The 19,641-nt window shown below is 68.3% G+C and carries 17 protein-coding genes and 1 tRNA gene; 10 read left to right on the top strand and 8 right to left on the bottom strand.

The window, feature by feature from the left end:
- The first annotated feature begins 13 nt into the window (after positions 1–13).
- Together GGQ97_RS04205 and GGQ97_RS04200 are read left to right on the top strand one after the other, a co-directional pair.
- Positions 14–1,504 carry a S10 family peptidase gene (locus tag GGQ97_RS04205; RefSeq protein ID WP_168067783.1) on the top strand — a complete coding sequence of 497 codons (1,491 nt, stop codon included), beginning with the start codon at positions 14–16 and terminating at the stop codon, positions 1,502–1,504.
- 4 nt (positions 1,505–1,508) lie between these two features.
- Complete coding sequence (locus GGQ97_RS04200) at positions 1,509–2,387, top strand: hypothetical protein (RefSeq protein ID WP_168067782.1); 879 nt, start codon at positions 1,509–1,511, stop codon at positions 2,385–2,387.
- A gap of 5 nt (positions 2,388–2,392) precedes the next feature.
- On the opposite strand, the gene GGQ97_RS04195 is transcribed toward GGQ97_RS04200, so the two are convergent.
- The 3 genes from GGQ97_RS04195 to GGQ97_RS04185 form a co-directional block, all read right to left on the bottom strand.
- Positions 2,393–2,469: transfer RNA gene (locus GGQ97_RS04195), tRNA-Pro, on the bottom strand.
- A 72-nt stretch (positions 2,470–2,541) separates the two neighbouring features.
- On the bottom strand, positions 2,542–3,849 hold the full coding sequence (locus GGQ97_RS04190) for an FAD-dependent oxidoreductase (protein WP_168067781.1): 1,308 nt from the start codon (positions 3,847–3,849) through the stop codon (positions 2,542–2,544).
- A 68-nt stretch (positions 3,850–3,917) separates the two neighbouring features.
- On the bottom strand, positions 3,918–4,238 hold the full coding sequence (locus tag GGQ97_RS04185; protein ID WP_168067780.1) for a polyhydroxyalkanoic acid system family protein: 321 nt from the start codon (positions 4,236–4,238) through the stop codon (positions 3,918–3,920).
- Positions 4,239–4,298: 60 nt separating this feature from the next.
- On the opposite strand from GGQ97_RS04185, the gene GGQ97_RS04180 reads away from it, so the two are divergent.
- Positions 4,299–5,129, top strand: coding sequence for a D-Ala-D-Ala carboxypeptidase family metallohydrolase (locus GGQ97_RS04180; RefSeq protein ID WP_168067779.1), 831 nt, complete (start codon positions 4,299–4,301; stop codon positions 5,127–5,129).
- 89 nt (positions 5,130–5,218) lie between these two features.
- Entirely contained in the window at positions 5,219–7,819 is a 2,601-nt protein-coding gene (clpB, locus tag GGQ97_RS04175; RefSeq protein WP_168067778.1) for an ATP-dependent chaperone ClpB, read from the top strand.
- Here clpB and GGQ97_RS04170 read toward each other — a convergent pair.
- Positions 7,816–9,093, bottom strand: coding sequence for an aspartyl/asparaginyl beta-hydroxylase domain-containing protein (locus GGQ97_RS04170; RefSeq protein WP_168067777.1), 1,278 nt, complete (start codon positions 9,091–9,093; stop codon positions 7,816–7,818). The two genes, clpB and GGQ97_RS04170, sit on opposite strands and share 4 nt — an antisense overlap.
- Positions 9,094–9,170: 77 nt before the next feature.
- Here GGQ97_RS04170 and GGQ97_RS04165 point away from each other — a divergent pair, with 77 nt between their 5' ends.
- Positions 9,171–10,190 carry a hypothetical protein gene (locus tag GGQ97_RS04165; RefSeq protein ID WP_168067776.1) on the top strand — a complete coding sequence of 340 codons (1,020 nt, stop codon included), beginning with the start codon at positions 9,171–9,173 and terminating at the stop codon, positions 10,188–10,190.
- 120 nt (positions 10,191–10,310) lie between these two features.
- On the opposite strand, the gene GGQ97_RS04160 is transcribed toward GGQ97_RS04165, so the two are convergent.
- Positions 10,311–13,424, bottom strand: a complete 3,114-nt coding sequence (locus GGQ97_RS04160) for a TonB-dependent receptor domain-containing protein (RefSeq protein WP_168067775.1) — start codon at positions 13,422–13,424, stop codon at positions 10,311–10,313.
- A gap of 233 nt (positions 13,425–13,657) precedes the next feature.
- On the opposite strand from GGQ97_RS04160, the gene GGQ97_RS04155 reads away from it, so the two are divergent.
- Positions 13,658–14,149 carry a hypothetical protein gene (locus GGQ97_RS04155; protein ID WP_168067774.1) on the top strand — a complete coding sequence of 164 codons (492 nt, stop codon included), beginning with the start codon at positions 13,658–13,660 and terminating at the stop codon, positions 14,147–14,149.
- Here the strand turns inward: GGQ97_RS04155 and GGQ97_RS04150 are convergent.
- Positions 14,146–14,352 (bottom strand): DUF2093 domain-containing protein, encoded by a 207-nt coding sequence (locus tag GGQ97_RS04150; protein ID WP_168067773.1) that lies wholly within the window; start codon positions 14,350–14,352, stop codon positions 14,146–14,148. The genes GGQ97_RS04155 and GGQ97_RS04150 overlap by 4 nt on opposite strands.
- Positions 14,353–14,366: 14 nt before the next feature.
- Positions 14,367–15,746: an exodeoxyribonuclease VII large subunit gene (gene xseA, locus GGQ97_RS04145; protein ID WP_245197874.1), complete on the bottom strand. Its 1,380-nt coding sequence runs from the start codon at positions 15,744–15,746 to the stop codon at positions 14,367–14,369.
- A 13-nt stretch (positions 15,747–15,759) separates the two neighbouring features.
- Between xseA and purD the strand changes: the two genes are divergently transcribed.
- Genes purD through GGQ97_RS04130 form a run of 4 tightly spaced genes read left to right on the top strand, consistent with a single transcriptional unit; the run spans position 15,760 to position 18,068 of the window.
- Complete coding sequence (gene purD / locus GGQ97_RS04140) at positions 15,760–17,016, top strand: phosphoribosylamine--glycine ligase (RefSeq protein ID WP_168070706.1); 1,257 nt, start codon at positions 15,760–15,762, stop codon at positions 17,014–17,016.
- A complete protein-coding gene (locus GGQ97_RS04135) occupies positions 17,013–17,360 on the top strand; it encodes a hypothetical protein (protein ID WP_168067771.1) in 348 nt (115 codons plus the stop codon). Before purD ends, GGQ97_RS04135 begins: the two co-directional genes overlap by 4 nt.
- Positions 17,360–17,494 (top strand): hypothetical protein, encoded by a 135-nt coding sequence (locus GGQ97_RS14505; protein WP_280740498.1) that lies wholly within the window; start codon positions 17,360–17,362, stop codon positions 17,492–17,494. Before GGQ97_RS04135 ends, GGQ97_RS14505 begins: the two co-directional genes overlap by 1 nt.
- On the top strand, positions 17,487–18,068 hold the full coding sequence (locus tag GGQ97_RS04130; RefSeq protein WP_245197873.1) for a hypothetical protein: 582 nt from the start codon (positions 17,487–17,489) through the stop codon (positions 18,066–18,068). Before GGQ97_RS14505 ends, GGQ97_RS04130 begins: the two co-directional genes overlap by 8 nt.
- A gap of 6 nt (positions 18,069–18,074) precedes the next feature.
- On the opposite strand, the gene GGQ97_RS04125 is transcribed toward GGQ97_RS04130, so the two are convergent.
- Positions 18,075–19,541 carry a globin-coupled sensor protein gene (locus tag GGQ97_RS04125; protein WP_168067770.1) on the bottom strand — a complete coding sequence of 489 codons (1,467 nt, stop codon included), beginning with the start codon at positions 19,539–19,541 and terminating at the stop codon, positions 18,075–18,077.
- Between the last annotated feature and the right edge of the window lie 100 nt (positions 19,542–19,641).

Below are 19,641 nucleotides of genomic sequence, written 5' to 3'. Positions count from 1 at the left end.
GGGCCAATCCACAATGAAGCATCTCTACCTTGCCGCGGCGGCGCTCGCGCTCGGCGCCGTTCCTGCCGCAGCGCAGGACAAGGACAAGGCGGAGGCGGAAGCCCGGGCCTACCAGCCGCAGACTGTCACCACCCGGCACAGCGGGAATTTCGGCGGACAGCGGATCGCCTATTCCGCGACGATCGGCGAAACCCTGCTCAAGAACAAGGACGGGGTGCCCGACGCGGCGATCGTCACCACCGCCTACATCAAGGAACCGCGCGATCCCTCGCGGCCGGTGACCTTCCTGTTCAACGGCGGGCCGGGCTCCGGCTCGGTGTGGCTGCAGATGGGTGCGTTCGGGCCCAAGCGGGTCGCCATCCCGTCGGACGCGCGCGACGACGGCGCGCCGCCCTACCCGCTGCTCGACAATCCCGACAGCCTGCTCGACGTCACCGACCTCGTCTTCATCGATCCGCCCGGAACCGGCTTTTCGGTGCTGCTGCCGGGCGGCGATCCGAAGGACTATTACGGCGTCCAGCAGGATGCCCGCGCGGTCGCCGAGGTGATTCGCCGCTGGCTCGGCAATAACAATCGCTGGGGCAGCCCCAAGTATCTGGGCGGGGAAAGCTACGGCACCAGCCGCACCGCGGCGGTGGTCAACCAGCTTGAAGGAGCGACCTACAACGATGTCGGGCTGAACGGCCTGATCCTGATCTCGACCGTGCTCGACTTTGCGGCCGGATCCGACGCGCCCGGCAACGAGCTTGGCTACATCACCAACCTGCCGTCGATGGCGGTGACCGCGCTCTATCACGGCAAGGCGAGCGCCGAGAGCCCGGCAGCGCTGGCGGAAACCGCGCGGCAATATGCGATCGGCCCCTATGCCAGCTTCCTCCTCAAGGGGCAGCGGGCCAGCGCCGAGGAACGCGCCGCAGTGCGGACCCGGCTGGCCCAGCTGACTGGGCTCAGCGAAGCGTTTCTCGAGCGGGCCGACCTGCGAGTGACCCCCGACCGCTTCTACAAGGAGCTGCTGCGCGACCGGGGCCTGACCGTCGGCCGGCTTGACAGCCGCTACACCGGGCGCGACTTCGACAACGCCGGCGAGTCTCCCGACAACGATCCGAGCTTCTACGGCATCGACGCGGGCTATACGTCGGCGGTCAACCAGTGGCAGCGCGGTACGCTCGGGTTCCGGACCGACCGCGAATACCAGTCGATCGGCAGCATCGGGCGCGACTGGGATTGGCGGATCGGCGGCCGGGACGCCAACGCCTACCTCAACCTGACGCCGTGGATTGGCAAGGCGATGCGCGAAAACAGCGGCCTGCGCACCTTCGTGGCGCAAGGCTGGTACGATTTCGCGACGCCCTTCTTCGCCGCCGAATATGCGCTGACCCGGACCGGCGTGCCGCAGGACCGGGTGCAGTTCCGATATTATGATGCGGGCCACATGATGTACGTCCGAGACGAGGACCGGGTGAAGCTGAGCCGCGACGTGCGCGCATTCATCCGGGCGCGCTGACGAGGTGGGGTGGAGCCACCTGCTCGCCGGGGCGCTGCTCCAGGTCGTTCAGGCGGCGCCGCCGCCGACGCCGCCCGTGGTCGGCCTGTGCCGGTTCGAGACGGCGGCGCTGAGCTTTGCCGGAAGCCCGGCAGAACAGGCTCGCTGCCTGATGACCCCGGTCGGCAAGCGCGGCGTGCTCGGCCCCGCGCCAAGCCGCCTGCCAAAGGGCCTGGCGCCGCTGCTGGAGGGTCGCAGCGCCCTCCCCGACAAGACGATGGTGGCGCGGCTCCTCGCCGCCGAGAACATGGACATCGGCGGCCTCGACGCGCCGGTGTCGCGGGCGCGCGACGGCGATCCCGCCGCGCCGCTGGCCCGCTATTTCGTCATCCACGATACCAGCACGCCTTACTACGGCGATGATCCCTTCCCAGCCGACGTCGACCGAGACGCGAAGGTCAACAGCTTCGCCTATTATTTCCCGGCCAATGCCGACCCGGAGAAGTTTCCGGTGGCGCACCTGTTCCTCAATCGTATCGGCCAGGTGCTTGTCGGCCAGCCGCTGTCCCGGCCGTGGCGCGCGACCAAGCTGGAAACGCGGGTGATCGGGCTCCCGGCCAAGGGGCTGTTCCTCCATATCGAGACCGTGATGCCGCGGCGGCGCGACCCGGCGATCGAGGGCTGGAACGACGCCATCGCGCCGAAGCCGGGCTTCAGCCGGACGCAATATGATCGGCTGGCGCTGCTGTATATCGCGCTCAGCGTCCGTGCGGGATCATGGCTGATCCCCGCGCAGCATGCGACGATCGATCACGGCCTTCCCCAGGCACATGACGATCCGCAGAATTTCCGGCTGAACGACTTCGACAAGGCCCTGCGGCGCCGGCTGCGCTCGCTAGGGTGAAAAGATGGTCGGGGAGAGAGGATTCGAACCTCCGGCCCCTGCCTCCCGAAGACAGTGCTCTACCAGGCTGAGCTACTCCCCGACCGGAACCTGCTGTTAGGCAGGAACCAAGGCGGGGCGGTCTTTAGGCGGCAGGTGTCGGGGACGCAAGCGCCTAATGCCCACTGGCCTTGAGGAGGTCGGGCACGCGCACCAGCTTCTCGCGCGGGGCACCGGCGCGGGCTGCGGCGACTTCGGCGGCTTCGATCTTCTGCCAGTCGGCGAACAGCACCGGATCGCAGCCGCGGCTGGCGAGCAGGCGGTCGAGCCCGGCGGGGCCGTCGCGGCCGGTGTCGGTCGTCCCCGGCGGGAAGGCGGCGTCGATCGCCTCGGCCACCGCAAAGCCGTCGGGACGGTTGGTGCCGATGGTGCCGGTCGGTCCCCGCCGCGCCCAGCCGACCGCGAACATGCGCTCCTCGACCAGGCCGTCGCGATTCGGATAGCGGCCGAGCGCCTCGTCGTATGGGACGCCCGGGATGGGCGGTGACGCGTAGCCGATGCAGCTGATCACCAGGCCGGCGGGAATAGCATAGGTCTGGCCAGTGCCGCGGGCCTGGCCATCAGGGCCGAGCGCGGTGCGTTCGACGATCACCCGTTCGGCCCTGCCTTCGCCCTCGATGGCGATCGGCTTGGCAAAGAAATCGAAGGTGATGGTGCGCGGCTTCGACCCGTCGGGCGGGCTTGCTGCAAAACCACGCAGCAGCTCGACGCTCTTGCGCTGGCCGGGGTCGAGCGCAGCGTCGGTGCCGGCGGGCGGGAAGTCGTCGGGATCGACCAGCGGCGCCGCCGCCTCGAGGTGGCCGAGCTCGCCCAGTTCCTTGGGCGTCATCGCGATCTGGTGGGGGCCGCGCCGTCCGAGGATGGTGATCGCGCGGATCGCGCTCGACCCCAGCGCCTCGAAGGCATGGGCGACGATGTCGGAGCCTACGAACTCGCCCGGGGTCTTGGCGAGGATCCGGGCGCAATCGAGCGCGACATTGCCGTTGCCGACGATCACCGCGTCGCCCTGGTCGAGCGGCAGGGCGAGGTCGGCAAAATCGGGATGGCCGTTGTACCAGCCGACAAAGGCGGCCGAGCCGACCACGCCGGGAAGATCGTCACCCGGGATGCCGAGGCGGCGGTCGAGCGGGGCGCCCGTCGCAAGCACCACCGCATCGTAATAATGCAGCAATTCCTCGGACGAGACGTCGGCGCCCAGGTGGACGTTGCCGAGAAAGCGGACGCCGGGCGTCAGCGCGACCTTTTCATAACGGCGGGAAACGGCCTTGATCGACTGGTGATCGGGGGCCACCCCGAAGCGGATGAGGCCATAGGGGACCGGCAGGCGGTCGATGATGTCGATCGTCGCGTCGCCCGACTTGAGCAGGGCTTCGGCGGTGTAGAAGCCGGCAGGACCGGAGCCGACGATGGCGATGTGGCGCATGGGCCTTCTCCTTCCACCGCCAACCTGTCACCGTCGGCGGGGGGTGGCAATCCACCACCCGCCCGGGCTTATTTGCTGCGGTCTTCCAGCAGCAATTCGCTGCCCTTGCTGCGCAGCGCGGCTTCGATCGGCTTGGCCATCATCCCCAGCAGGCCGGGCAGCGCGACGTGGACACGCAGCACGGCTTCCTCGACGTCGATGCGGGCGGTGACCGCCTGGCCCATGGCGGCGATGTCGAGGTCGAGCCGGTCGCCCTGCCACTGGTGGGAGACGCTTCCGCCGCCCGGAAAGAAGCTGGTGAGCTTGTGGATATTGTCCGCGATCCGCCGCCGCGCTTCGGTCTTTCCGAGCTTGTGGGGGAGGTCGACGTGGATCGGCTGAGTGCTCATGCACGGCGAAGTGAGTGGCGTTCAGTGTCTTTTCAAGAAGAGCGGCGTTATCCTGTCTCCATGCGGCGCCTGTTCACGCTCCTGTTTGCCTCGGCCCTGGCGGCCCCTGCGCCCGCGCAGCCGGCGTCCGGCGCCGCGGCGGCGGCCCAGCCGATGTTGTATCCGGCGCCGTTCAACCCGACCGCCGATTATGTCGAGGCGGGGCAGGACGAACCCGGCTACCGCAGCTGGATCGCCAGCAATCCTTGGCGGGCGGGACAGGTCCGGCTGTTCCACGACTATCTTACGGGCAGCGGCGTGTCTTACGTCGCGCCGACCTGGCAATTACTGCGCACCGCCAGCGACTGGCGGCGTTGCGGGGCCGAGCCCTTCGAGGTGCCGCCGCAGGACGAGTGGGCCAATATCGTCAACACGCTCCGCTACGTGCGCGATTATGTGGTTCCCGCGGTGGGCCCAGTCGAGCCGGTCAGCGTGTTCCGCAACGCCGCGCTCAATCGCTGCGCCGGCGGCGCGCCGGAAAGCGTCCACCGGTCGATGAGCGCGATCGACTTCGTCCCGCTGCAGCCGATCGGCCGCGAGGCGATGATCGGGCGGCTGTGCTCCCAGCATCAGCGCCAGGGTCCGCGCTTCAATGCCGGCCTCGGCTTCTACGCCAAGATGCGCTTCCACGTGGACAGCTGGAAATATCGCACCTGGGGCCGTGACGACCACGGCCATCTCGCCTGCCCCAAGGTGGAGGTGAGAGCGCCTGTGCTTGCCGCCGCGCCGGTCGGTGGGCTCGGCCCGGTGGAGACGGCGACCACGGCGGCGACGATCAGCGCGACACCGTCGCTCAAGCCGCGCGAAACCGTGTCGACGCTGCCGGTCAAGGACCCGCTGGCCCCGCTCTGACCCCGCGAGCGCAAGATTTCTCAAACACTCTTGTGTTGCTCATGAGCAACACTATCTTCCCCTGAAGAAGAGAGGGGAAACTCACACTCATGGACTTCGAGAAGTTCACCGATCGCTCGCGCGGTTTCATCCAGGCCGCGCAGACCATTGCGGTGCGCGAGAACCACCAAAGGATCGCTCCTGCCCACGTGCTGAAGGCGCTGCTCGACGACGATCAGGGCATGGCCGCGGGCCTGATCCAGGCCGCCGGTGGCGATCCACGCGCCGCGCGCCGCGAAGTGGACGCGCTGGTCGCGAAGGAGCCCGCCGTCACCGGATCGGGCGCGACCTCGGCGCCGGCGCTCGACGGTAACACCATCCGCCTGCTCGATCAGGCGCAGGAAGTGGCGCAAAAGGCCGGCGACAGCTTCGTCACCGTTGAGCGGATGCTGCTGGCCTTCGCGCTCGCCAAGGGCAGCGGAGTCGGCGACGCGCTGGCCCGTGCGGGCGTGCAGCCGCAGGCGCTGAATGCGGCCATCGAACAACTTCGCAAGGGCCGCACCGCCGACACGCAGGGCGCCGAGGATCGCTATGACGCGCTGAAGAAATTCGCGCGCGATCTCACCGCCGCGGCGCGCGAGGGCAAGCTCGATCCCGTCATCGGCCGCGACGAGGAAATCCGCCGTACCATCCAGGTGCTCGCCCGTCGCACCAAGAACAACCCGGTGCTGATCGGTGAACCGGGCGTCGGCAAGACCGCGATCGCCGAAGGGCTCGCGATCCGCATGACCAATGGCGATGTGCCCGACGGCCTCAAGGATCGGCAGTTGCTAAGCCTCGACATGGGCTCGCTGATCGCGGGTGCGAAATATCGCGGCGAATTCGAGGAGCGGCTGAAGGGCGTGCTCGACGAGGTGCGGCAGGCCGATGGCGACATCATCCTGTTCATCGACGAGATGCACACCCTGGTCGGCGCGGGGAAGAGCGAGGGGTCGATGGACGCCTCCAACCTCTTGAAGCCGGCGCTGGCGCGCGGCGAGCTGCACTGCATCGGCGCGACCACGCTCGATGAATATCGCAAGCATGTCGAAAAAGACCCGGCGCTGCAGCGGCGGTTCCAGCCCGTGTTCGTGGGCGAGCCGACGGTCGAGGACACCATTTCGATCCTGCGCGGGCTCAAGGACAAGTACGCGCTTCACCACGGCATCAACATCACCGACGCGGCGCTTGTCGCGGCGGCGACGCTGTCGAACCGCTACATTTCCGACCGCTTCCTGCCCGACAAGGCGATCGACCTGATGGACGAAGCCGCTTCGCGGCTGCGGATGGAAGTCGAGAGCAAGCCCGAGGAGATCGAAAATCTCGACCGTCGGATCATCCAGCTCAAGATCGAGCGGGAGGCGCTGAAGAAGGAGACTGACAAGGGGTCGCGCGACCGGCTGGTCATCCTCGAGCGCGAACTGGCTAACCTCGAGCAACAGTCGGCCGAACTCACCACGCGCTGGCAGGGCGACAAGGACAAGATCGCCGCCGAGGGCAAGTTGAAGGAGCAGCTCGACGGGCTTCGACTGGAGCTGGAGCAGGCCCAGCGCGGCGGCGACCTCGGCCGGGCGGGCGAACTCCAATACGGGCTGATCCCCGAGCTGGAGCGCAAGCTGGCCGAGGCCAATGACAGCCAGGCCAATGCCATGCTGCGCGAGGAAGTGACCGCGGAGGACATCGCTTCGGTCGTGTCGCGGTGGACCGGCATCCCGGTCGAGCGGATGATGGAAGGCGAGCGCGAGAAGCTGCTGGCGATGGAAAGCATCATCGGCAAGCGCGTCATAGGCCAGGCCGAAGCGGTGAAGGCAGTCTCCACCGCGGTCCGCCGCGCGCGGGCCGGCCTGCAGGATCCGAACCGGCCCTTGGGCTCGTTCCTGTTCCTCGGGCCGACCGGCGTCGGAAAGACCGAGCTGACCAAGGCGCTGGCCGAGTTCCTGTTTGACGATCCCGCCGCGATGGTCCGCATCGACATGAGCGAGTTCATGGAGAAGCACAGCGTCGCCCGGCTGGTCGGCGCTCCTCCGGGCTATGTCGGTTATGAGGAGGGCGGGACGCTGACCGAGGCGGTGCGGCGCCGTCCTTATCAGGTCGTCCTGTTCGACGAGGTCGAGAAGGCCCATGCCGACGTGTTCAACATCCTTCTGCAGGTGCTCGACGACGGGCGCCTGACCGATGGGCAGGGGCGGACGGTGGATTTCACCAACACGCTGATCATCCTGACCTCGAACCTCGGTTCACAATATCTCGCGAACCTCGGCGAGGACGAGCCGGCGGACCAGGTCGAGGCTCAGGTGATGGAGGTCGTGCGCGGGCATTTCCGGCCCGAGTTCCTCAACCGGCTGGACGACATCATCCTGTTCCACCGGCTGTCGGCCAGCCACATGGCGCCGATCGTCGACATTCAGGTGAAGCGCCTCGGCAAGCTGCTGGAGGAGCGCGGGATCGTGCTCGACCTCACCGATGCGGCCAAGGCGTGGCTCGGGCGGGTCGGCTATGACCCGGTCTATGGCGCGCGGCCGCTCAAGCGTGCGGTGCAGCGCTATCTGCAGGATCCGCTGGCCGATGCGATCCTCGCCGGGCGGGTGCGCGACGGGCAGCAGGTCCGCGTAGACGAGGGCGACGGGGCGCTTGTGCTGACCCCCGCCGGGGAGGTCGCCGCAGAGGCCTAGGGCTGGTCGCTCCTGGCCCGGTCGGCAACCTCGAACATCGAGGTGACGGCCTTGCATTCGACGGCGCTGAGGTGCGGATTCCAGACGTCGAAGATGAGCACCGCGCGATCCTTGTCGCTGCGGTTCCAGGCTTCGTGGTCGATGGTGTCGTCGAAGGCGAAGGCCTCGCCCTCCACCCACGGCCGGGTTTCCCCGCCGACGCGGAAATCGCAGCCTTGCGGCACGATCAGCGGCAGGTGGACGATCGCCCGCGTGTTGGTCACCCCGGTGTGGGCAGGGATGTGCGCACCGGCCTTGAGCAGCGAAAAGAAAATGGTCGGCGCACGGCCGGGAATGCGGCACAGCGGAAGCGCGGAAATCAGCCGTTCGGTTTCCGGCACCTTGGCGCACAGCACCTCGTCACGCACCCCTTCGCGCCACAGGTGGATCGCGCTCCAGTCGTTCCGGCGGTCGAGCACCGACCACTTGTTGTGGGGCGTTCCCGGCGCCTGTTCGACATAGGGGCGCGAATGATCGTCGTCCGATTGCAGCAGTGCGACCAGCTCGTCGCGGATGGTAGCGGTGTGCGCCTCCAGCGCCTCCATCCACGGGAAGTGCTCACGGTCGAACCATTCGTCCGCAGGCAGGAAGGGGAAATGCATCCCCTCGCAATGATTGGTGTAGATCGGGCGGCGGCCGAGCATGGCCTGTGACGCGGCCAGGGTGCGCCGGCGCTCTTGCGGACTGGCGGCGGCGAGTTGCTCCTCGAGGGCCGCATCGATCGCCGAGGACAGGGCGTCGGTCTGTGCGGCGACCACGCCGCGCGCATGGGCGAAGCGTTCGGCAAGCGCGGGCGACGGGTCGGCGACCGAGGTGCTGAGGGCGACAACGCCGACCCAGCGCTGGGTCGCCTGATGGGTCTGGCCGCGGCGCTCGTGCCATTCGGCGAGGCGGATCAAGGTGGCGAGATGGCGCTGGTCGAGCGCGAGAGCGGCCTCGAGTACCTGCCCTTCCTCGTCCGCGCGGCCGAGCGCGCGATAGGCACCGGCGAGGTTGGCGAGGACCGGCAGGCTGTCGGGGGCGGCGGCGCGGGCCTGTTCGAAATGCCCCGCGGCCGCGGCCGGGTCGCGCCGCGCCATCGCCGCCATGCCGAGCATATTATGGGCAACGGGGTTGCCGGGATCGCTGGCGAGCACCTCGGACAGCAGCCGGGCTGCCACGGCATCCTGCCCCTGGGCCTGCGCCTGCATGGCCCGGGCGAGGCGTTGATCGGACAGGGAAGCGGAGGCGGACATCGGCCAAAGGATGCGAGCCCGGCCGTTCGGGGTCAAGAAGCTTGCCCGCCACGCCGCGCGGCGGCACATCGGTGGCGATGGCTCCGACTGCGCCCCTCGATCCCGCCGACGGCCGCTGGCTGGCCCACCGCTACGTCGAGGACCGGGACCGCCTGCGCTTTCGCTGGTTCCCCCGCGAACAGCACCGCAAGATCACCTTCCTGTCCGATGAGGAGGTAGGAGCCGGGCCGAGCCACGACATGGCGCGGGCGGAGTTCGTCGCCCTTGCGGCGAACAGCGCGCGGCCGGCACCGGCAATGATCCTTCATTCGGCCTTCTGCTGCTCGACGCTGCTGCTGCGGAGCCTCGACCTGCCCGGCCTGTCGTCGGGCTATAGCGAGCCGGCGATCCTCAACGATGTCGCCGGCCTGACCCTGCGCCGTGCCGACGGGCGGCAGGTGGCGGCAACCATGGACGCGGCGCTGCATGCGCTGGCCCGCCCGCTGGCCCCCGGTGAACGCACGGTGGTCAAGCCGAGCAATGTCGTGAATGCCCTGGCGCCGCTCATGCTCGCGCTACGGCCCGAGATGCGCCTGCTGCTCCTCCATGCCCGGCTCCCGGCCTTTGTCGGGTCGATCGCGCGCAAGGAGATCGAGGGCAGGCTGTGGGTCCGGGAGCTGTTCTGGAAACTGACCCGTCTCGGACTGGTGGCGCGGTTCGGTTTGAGCGAAGAAGAGCTGTTCCGCCTCACCGACCTGCAGGTGGCGGCGCTGAGCTGGCTCGCCCAGCACGCCCTGTTCGCCGACCTGGCGGAGAAATTCCCAGACAACGTGCGGACGCTGGAGAGCAGCCGGCTGATGGACCGGCCCGCCGCCGCGCTGGGCGCACTGGGAATGCATTTCGGGCTCGATCTCGATGCGGAGGCCATCGCGAGGGGGCCGGCGTTCACCTCGCACAGCAAGGACGGGCGGGCCTTCGATGCCGCGGCCCGGGCCGCGGAGGAAGACCGCGGTGCCGCGCTTCACGCTCGCGAACTCGAGATCGTGCTGCGCTGGGCGGAGCGGATGGCCGACCATGCCGGCATCCGCCTGACCCTGCCCCAGCCCCTACTCCCCTGAGCTAAGGCTCGCTCCCGCCTGGACGTCGTCCACGGCGCGAACTCCAGACAAAAGAAAACGGGCCCCGGTTTCCCGGGACCCGCTTCCTTCAGGTCACCCGAAGGTGGACCGTATATTCGCTTAGAACTTGACGCGAGCGCCAACGGCGAAGCGACGGCCCAGAGCGTCGTAGGTCGACGGATAGGTGTTACCGCCGTTGTACGTCGTGGTGCCGACGGTGCCGCCGACGACGGGCGGATCCTTGTCGAACAGGTTGAGCGCCGTCACCGTGAACTGGAAGTTGTCCGTCACGTTGAAGCGGGTCGTCAGGTCGAAGTAGTTGTACGCCTTGATCGACCGGAAGCGCTCATCGATGATGCAGCCACCAGCGTCCGTGCCGAGCGGGCTCGGGCAGTTGGTCGGATCAGCCTGCGCCGCAGCGAGGTCAGCCGCCAGCTGAGCCGGCTCGAGCTTGGTCTTGTGGATGTAGCGCCACAGCAGCGAGACATCGACGGCACCGAGGCCGAGGGTGGTGCGCTGGGTGAAGCTGTACTTCGGCTGGATCGAGCCGCAGTTGACCGAGTAGTAGCCAACGCATTCGCGGTTGATGGCCGACGGGGTCGCCTGGAACTTGCTGCTGCGCGTCCAGTTGCCGCCGAACGAGAAGTTCAGGCGAGCCTGGGTGCCCATCACCTGACCGAGGGTCAGGCGATAGTTGGCGGTGACATCGACACCGTCGGTGCTGATGCGGCCAAGGTTCGACAGCGGCGAGAACAGACCGAAGGTCGTGTCCGGCGGACCGTCCAGCGCGCCCGAGACCGGGTTACGACGGATGATCGTGCAGGCCGGAAGCGAGGCATTGGCCGGCGGGCTGGTCGGCGTGGAGCCGAAGCAGGCCGCGATGAGATCCTGCGGCGTCGGCGAGCTGATCGCGTCGGTGATGCGGACCTTGTAGTAGTCAACCGTCGCCGAGAAGTTGCGCAGGAAGCTCGGGCGGAGAACCGCGCCGACCGTCCAGGTGCGAGCCTTTTCGGGGAGGACGAACGGGTTACCGCCGCCCGTGACGTTGGCCTGGCCAGCCGTCGGGTTGTTGATGGTGCCGATGACCGACGGATCAGCGCCCTGCGCGATGCAGATCGCGCGGAGGTTGGCGTTGGTGACCGGAGCGGCGCCGGCGCAGGGGTCGGTGCCGAGGTTGGTCAGGCCGGTCGAGACCGGGCTGAACAGCTCACCGATGTTCGGTGCGCGGACCGAGCGCTGGTAGTTGCCGCGGAACTTGAGGTCCGAGATCGGCTCCCAGCTACCGGCGACCTTCCAGGTGGTGGTCTTGAACTTCGGGTTACCCGGAGCGTCGACCGCGTAGGACGAGCGACGGATACCGGCTTCGACGGTCAGTTCGTTGAAGAACGGACGATCCGAAACCAGCGGCGCGATGACTTCGGCGAAGCCTTCGTAGACGTTGTAGCCACCGAGGATGTCGGGAGCCGCACCGCCGGCGCCGCCGAGTTCGCCCGCCGTCTTGGCGAGGGCGTCGGAACGCTGCTGGGCGCCGTAGTCGCGATATTCCGCACCGACGGCGAAGCCGATCGGCTCACCGGCGAACGGCGAGGTGATGCCGACGTCACCGTTGATGGTGCCGCGAGCCTGCGACAGCGAGGTCGAGACGACGGTGGTCGCATCGTCGCTGAGGAAGTCGAGCGCAGCGTCGGTGCCCAGGGTTCCCGGAGCGCCGAAGATGTTGATCGGAACGCAGCCGTTGGCCGAGTTGAGGCACTGCGTGGTGCTGGTGGCGCGGATCGCCTGCCGGGCACGGCTCAGCAGAACGTAGTTCTGGATCGAGCTGTTGTTTTCCGACTGGCCACGCGAACCGAAGAGGTCGAAGCCGATCCGGTCGGTGATGTCACCGCGCACGCCGACGCGGAAGTCCCACACCTGCGTGTTGTACTCGGAAACGCGCGGGCCGACTTCCGGCGTACGACGACGCAGGCCGAAGGTGAACTCGCGGTAAGCCGCGTCGGTCGGCGACAGCGCCGTGGTCGCCGCGGCGCACTCGGCCGCAGTGATGGTCTGGTTGCCGGCGACGGCCGTGTTGAAGTCGGCGTTGGCGCAGAAGTAGGTGCGCTGGGCGGCCGACAGGAACGGGTTGCTGACCGGAACGGTGACGGTCGAAGCAAACACACCCGACGGCGCGATGATCGTCGACACGGTGTTGTTGCTGTACAGACCGCGGCTGTAGACCGTCAGGTTGTCGGTGATGTCGAAGTGGCCCGCAGCGTACATGTTGTAGCGCTTGAACGGCGTCTGGAAGACGTTGAACGGGTTGAAGTTGTACGCAGCATAGTAGTTCTGGATGCCGGTGCCGTCAGGACCGACCTGCTGCGGGGTACGACCGCCACCGATGTCGAAGCGCGACGGGGTCGTGGTCGACGAACCCTGGCCGGCGACGAAGAATTCGTCGTACGATTCGAGGGTCACCTGCGAGAAGGGGCGATCGCCGCCGAAGTAGACCGGATCGCTCTCGATGTAACCGAGGCTGAGGACCGCGTTGCCGCGGCCGCCGTCGAAGTTGGCGCCGATGGTCAGGTCGGTGCGGATGACGTTGCCGTCGCCGCGCTCGGTGATCTGGTTGGAACCCGACAGCTCCATGCCCGCGAAATCGCTGCGAGTGATGAAGTTGACGACGCCCGACACGGCGTCAGCGCCGTAGGTCGACGAAGCGCCGCCGGTCAGGACGTCGACGCGATCGACCAGCGACAGCGGGATGTTGTTGAGATCGACCTGTCCGCCGAGGCCGGCCGGAGCGATCCGGACGCCGTCGAGGAGGACGAGGTTGCGGTTGGAGCCGAGGCCGCGAAGGTTGACGAACGCCGCACCGCCGCTGCCGTTATTGACGTTGCTGCCGATCGACGGAACCGCGCCCGGGATGGTGCGGAGCACTTCCTCGGCGACGTTGGTCTGACGGAGCTGGATTTCTTCCTGGCCGACCACGGTCACCGGGGCCGAGGCCACCAGGTTCGGGTTACGGATCAGGGTGCCGGTGACGACGATCTCGTTCGACGAGGTCGGCTCGGCTGCGCCGGCGGATTCGCTCGACTGCACGCCGCCCGGAAGGTTTTCATCGTCGGCAGGAGCCGGCGGCAAGTTGCCCTGCGTGTTGGTCGGCGTTGCGGTCTGCGCAAAAGCTGGGCTCGCGACCGACAGGCCCGCGAGGACCGTCCCGGTCAGCAGCGCACCCTTAAAAATCGTTTTGGACATTCTATTCCCCTTAACCGCACGCGTTGAAACGCACGCCCTGCTAGCATTTAGGCGAGTTCTCCTATGAGACAGACGAGTGACAAGGCAACGGAGCGGAAGGCCGATCGTAACCTTTGCGCAAGGATTGTGGCGCCGACGCCACAGCTTGGCAGAAGCCCCTGACGGCCTATCCTAGGCGCAAGGCAAAGCAGGGGATTTGGGATATGCGCTTGTTTTACAAGGCATTCGTTGGAATGGCACTGGTTGGCTCGGCGGCCGGGGCACAGCCGGCAGCCAAGGATTCCGATGCGCTGTCCTCGCTGTCCGCCTGCGTCGGCCTTCGCGACGCGGCCCGCAGACTGGCCTGTTATGATTCGACCGCGGGCGCCCTCCTGAAGGCCCGGGCGGCGGGCGACGTCCAGGTCGTGAACCGCCGAGAAATGCGCGACGTGCGCCGTAACCTCTTCGGTTTCGCGCTTCCCAAGCTGCCCTTCTTCACCGGCGACACCAGCCAGAACGAGGCCGACGACCGGCTCGAGACCAAGATCGTCAACTGGCGCTCGCTTGGCTACGGCAAGTATCGCATGGTGGTCGACGGCGGCGCGGTGTGGGAAACCACCGAGGCGTCCGAAGCGATCGATCCGCCCGCGGCCGGCCAGCCGATCACCATCCGCAAGGGTGCGCTGGGAAGCTACGTGTTGCGGATCAACAACCAGCGCGGCGTGCGCGGACGCCGGATCAGCTAGCGGCCCGCGCGCTCCTCGGCGGCGAGGCAGGCGGCGGCATCGACATAGGGTTCCTGCCGCGCGACGCTCCAGTAGCGCAGGGCCTCCAGCGGGATCCGGACGCCGGTCATCGCGCAGCGAACATGGTCGCCGTCCGACAGCAGGCGAAAGGTGCCGGCCATGTAATTGATCCTGGCCTCCCGGCCGGTGCCAGCCATCAGCATGGTCGTCTCACTTCCTAGTCGAACAGATTGGGATGCGGGGGCACATAGGCGCGCTTGGAAGTTCTCTCAACCTTGGCCGGCGCGGGCGGTGCCGGCGGCGGTGCGGCGCCTTCGGCGCTGACCGGCAGTTCGCCGTCGCCGAACCGCAGCAGCAGGCTGCCCGCGGCCCGGGCATCGGCTGCGTGAGTCAGGGTCCGGCCATCCGCCGCCGCCGTGACCCGCACGAAGCCGCGCCCGAGCGGGCGGTCGGGATGGACCAGCGGAAGCATCTTGGCCGAGGCGGCGAGCCGGTCGCTCGCCCGCGCCAGCTTCTGCGCGAGGAGGTCAGGCCGAAGGCGCGAGGCGGTAAGGTTCATCAGCGCTTCGGCCTTGTGGGCGCGGGCGGCGAGGCCGCGAGGCAGGCGTTCGGCGGTATCGTCGAGCCGCTGGCGCTTGGGGCCGAGCAAAGTGTCGGCGGCAGGCCAGCGCCCGGCGGTCAGCGCCAGCCGCTCGCGCGCATCGCTGGCGCGCTTGCCAAGGCAGCGGCGCTTGCGGGCCGATAGTTCGTCGAGCAGCGCGAGCAGCTCGGCGCGGACCGGCACCGCCAGCTCGGCCGCTGCGGTGGGCGTCGGCGCGCGCAGGTCGGACGCATGGTCGATCAGCGTGGTGTCGGTTTCGTGCCCGACCGCGCTGATCAGCGGGATCGGCGATTCCGCGGCGGCGCGCACCACTTCCTCTTCGTTGAAGGCCCACAGGTCCTCGATCGACCCGCCGCCCCGCGCGACGATGATGAGGTCGGGCCGGACGGCATGCGTTGCAAAGCCGCGGATGGCGCCGGCGATCTTGCCCGCCGCGCCGTCGCCCTGCACCGGGACCGGCCACAGGATGACATGGGTTGGGCAGCGATCCTCCAGGCGGTGGAGGATGTCGCGGATCACCGCGCCGGTCGGGCTGGTGACGACTCCGATCACTCGCGGCATGAACGGCAGCGGGCGCTTGCGGGCCGAATCGAACAGCCCTTCCGCGGCGAGTGCCTTCCTGCGCCGCTCGAGCAGCGCCATCAGCGCGCCCTCGCCCGCCAGCTCCATCCGTTCGACCACCAGCTGATATTTGGAGCGCGCCGGATAGGTGGTCATCTTGGCGGTCGCGATCACCTCCGCGCCATCTTCAGGACGGAAGGCAAGGTTGCCGGCCTGGCCGCGCCAGATCACGGCGTCGATACAGGCGCTGTCGTCCTTGAGCGTGAAATAGCAGTGGCCCGAGCTGTGCCGCTTCCAGCCGGAGATCTCGCCCCGCACCCGGATTCGCCCGAAGCGGTCCTCCACCGTCCGCTTCACCGCCGAGGCCAGGTCACCGACGCTCATCGGCGGTGAATTGTCGCCTTGCCTTCCCTCCGCTAGGAGGCCGGCGGGCATGTCGAACTCTTCCATCAATATCCTGCTGCTGGGCTCTGGCGGGCGCGAGGATGCGCTGGCCTGGGGCTTACGGCAATCGCCGAGCTGCGGCGACCTCCTTGCAGCGCCGGGCAACCCGGGAATCGCACGCTGGGCCGACTGCCTTGCGATCGATCCCGCCGACCCCGACAAGGTGGTGGCACTCGCGCGCGAGCGCAACGTCGGCCTGGTGGTGGTCGGACCGGAAGCGCCGCTGGTGGCCGGGGTCGCCGACGCCTGCCGCGAGGCCGGCATTCCGGTATTCGGTCCGTCGGCGGCGGCGGCGATGCTGGAAGGAAGCAAGGGCTTCACGAAGGATCTGTGCGCGGCGGAGGGTATCCCAACGGCGCGGTTCGTGCGCCTTGCGGATACGCAGGCGGCGCTCGATGCCCTGGACGAATTCGGGCTTCCGGTCGTGATCAAGGCCGACGGACTTGCGGCGGGCAAGGGCGTGACCGTTGCACTCACCCGCGACGAAGCCGAGCAGGCGGTGCGCGACCTTGGCGGCGCGCCGCTGGTGATCGAGGAATTCCTCGACGGCGAGGAAGCCAGCCTGTTCGCGCTGGTGGATGGACCGGAGGCGCTGTTCCTCGCCTCGGCCCAGGACCACAAGCGCGTCGGCGAAGGGGACACCGGTCCCAACACCGGCGGGATGGGCGCCTATTCGCCTGCCCCGGTGCTGACCGACGCGCTGCGCGACCGGGCGATGGCCGAGATCGTGGTCCCCACCGCGGCGGCGATGGAGCGGGCTGGAACGCCCTTCTCCGGCCTGCTCTATGCCGGCCTGATGCTGACTGCCGAGGGGCCGAAGCTGATCGAATATAACGTCCGCTTCGGCGACCCCGAATGCGAGGCGATCGTGCCGCTGCTGAAGGGCGATCTGGCGGCGCTGCTGCTAAGCGTTGCCGAGGGCCGGCTGGGGCAGGTCCGGCCGGAAGTCAGCGACAGCACCAGCATGACGGTGGTGATGTGCGCCGAGGGTTATCCTGGAATGCCGCGCAAGGGCGGCCTGATCGACGGGATCGAGGCGGCCGAGCGGGTGCCGGGCGTCACCGTCTTCCATGCAGGCACCGCGCGCCACGGATCGGGCGCCCTGCTGTCGGCCGGCGGCCGGGTGCTTGCGGTGACCGCCGTCGGGCCGACCCTGGCCGAGGCGCGGGCGCTGGCCTACCAGGGTGTCGATGCGATCGAATTCGCCGACGGCTTCCACCGCCGCGACATCGGTTGGCGCGAACTGGAGCGGAAGCCATGACCCGCAAGGCGAAGCTGCTGCTCGGCGCGCTGGCCGCGATCGGAATTGCCGAACTATGGCATGGGCCCGTCGGCGCCGCGGCCGATGTGCGCACCGACATGGAGCGCGAGGCGCGCAGCCTGCTCGATTATTACGAATTGCCCGGCGTGACGGCCAGGATGGACGACGCGCCGCTGACCCGGCGGATCATCCTCAAGGGACCGGCCGACGACTTCCAGCGCCGCGCGCTGGTCGAACTGGTCGGCGAACTGCCGGGCGTCAACGACGTGCGGTGGGACCCCGACAGCCCGGTCATCAACAATTTCCCGCGCCGCGCCGCGCCTGCCGCCGGAGGGCCGCGCTGATGCTGGGCCTGCCCCTGTTCGTTGAAGCCGCCGTACTGGGCCTCCTCGGCTACGGCGTCGGCCTTGTCATCGCTTATCTCGCCGAGCTTCATCGCCGGCGTCAGTCCAGAGGATGGAATGAGTGGAATGAGTGAATTGCTGAACGCTTATTGGCCGATGATCCTGGTCGCGGTCGCCCTTGGCCTGATCGTCGGGCTGGTCGTCTTTCGCCGTCCCAAGCAGCGCGTCACGCTGAGCAAGGCGGAGACGCCGGTGCGGCCGCACATGGCGGCGATCGGCGAGGAACGGGCAGTGCCCACCCCTGCCCCGGCCCCGCGCGCCGATCCGGTGCCGGTCGCGGCCCGCGACGACAGCGACGGCGGCGGCGAAGGCGAGGACATCGGCGACGAGATCGCGGCCGCGACCAGCGACGTCATCGGCCAGGTGATCGGCGCGCCGGTGCATTCCAACCTCCCCGGCAGCCACGGCACGCCCGACGACCTCCAGCGGATGAAGGGTGTCGGTCCCAAGCTCGCCAGCATCCTGCAGGATCGCGGACTGGTCCGCTTCGAGCAGATCGCTGCACTGACCCCGGAGGAAGTGACCGCGCTCGACTCCGAGCTGGGCGCTTTCAAGGGCCGGCTGACCCGCGACCGGGTGGTCGAGCAGGCGACCTACCTGTCGCGCGGCGACCAGGCCGGATACGAGGCCGCGTTCGGCAAGCTCTGAGCCGGGTCAGGCGACCTGGCGCAGGCCTCGTTCGTCCCTCGCGGCGGCAAGCGCGACCACGCCGCCCGCGCGCTGGGTGGTGAACTGGCTGGTCTTGCCGTTGAGCCGTGACACTTCGCCGGCGAGATTGCGGGCAGCGGCCGAGGTTTCCTCGACCATCGCCGCATTCTGCTGGGTCGCGCGGTCCATGCTGGACACGGCGCTGTTGATCTCGGTGATGGCGGAAGCCTGCGCCTGATTGTCGCTGGCGATGTTGCTGACCAGCTGGTGCACCGCCTCGACATTCTCGGAGATGCGCTGCAGCTCGCCATCGACCTGGTGGACGGCCTGCACCGCGGAGACGATCTCGGTCTGGGTGGTGGTCAGCTCGGTCCGGGCCTTTTTCGCTTCTTCCTCGGCCCGCATCGCAAGCGCGCTGACGAGATCGGCGACCACCGCGAAGCCGCGCCCGGCCTCGCCCGCCCGTCCGGCCTCGACCGCGGCGTTCATGGCCAGGACTCGGGTCTGGAAAGCGATCTTGTCGAGCCCTTCGATCACCCCGTCGATGCCGGTCGCACTGGCGCTGACCGCTTCCATCGCCTGGACCGCCTGGCGGGCGACGTTGCGGCCATTGGCGACGGTTGCGCTGGTATCGTCGGCCTGACGGACAGAGCGTTCTGCGGCAGTGGAGGTCGCACGCAGCCGCTCGTCCATCTGGCTGACCGCGGCGGCGGTCTGTTCCAGCGTCGCGGCGGTGCTTTCGGTGCGACGGGCAAGGTCTTCGGCGGCCTGGGCGATTTCGGACGAGCCGGTCTGGATGTGGACCGCCCCGTCGGCAACGCCCGACACCAGTTCGCGCAGCCGGGCGATGGCCTGGTCATAGTCGCGCTTGATGGCCCCGAAGCTGTCGGGCATTTCGCCGAGATCGGCGGTGAGATCGCCCTTGGCGACGGTGCTCAGCGCGGCGCTGAGCGCGGCAATGGCGGTGCTGCGCTCGACCTGGCTTTGCGCGAAGTAAATGGACACCGACAATTCCATGTCGAGCAGGGCGGCCTTGACCCGCGCCGCAGATAGCTCGGCCTGGGTCGGCCCGCGGAAGCCGCGGCGCAGTCGCTGCAGGAGGCCATATTCGCGGCCGATGCCTTCCAGCAATTGCTCGAGCACCACGCTGTAGGCACCGATATACCATTGCGGCTCGAGCCCGATGCGGGCGTGCACCGCGCCGATCCGCTGGACGCTGTCGGAAAAAGCCTGGTCGAAGCGACCCTCGGCGATGCGGGCCCAGTGCTTTTCCTGCGCGGCATGGGCGCAGCGCATATGTTCGCCGTCGCGGAAGAAGCGGCTGGTGCTGGGGGTCTGCCTGACCTTGTCGTAGAAACGATCGAGCGCGGGCGGGATCAGCCGGGCAAGCAGGTCGCGCATTCCCGACAAACGGTCGCGCTGCGCTTGCGTGAAGTTCATGAACTGCAGGCGGGTCTGGATCTCGTCGGACATGCGGCCTCATTCGGTCAAACGGCGGTGACCCTTCATCATAGATGGTGGACGACGGCGTCGGGCGGGCGCGCCCGATTACCGCGGCGCCGATCGCGATGGC

Source organism: Sphingomonas kaistensis, from assembly GCF_011927725.1.
Lineage (GTDB): Bacteria > Pseudomonadota > Alphaproteobacteria > Sphingomonadales > Sphingomonadaceae > Sphingomicrobium > Sphingomicrobium kaistense.
The sequence above is the reverse complement of the archived record's forward strand: the minus strand, read 5'-3'. Positions and strand labels throughout refer to the sequence as shown.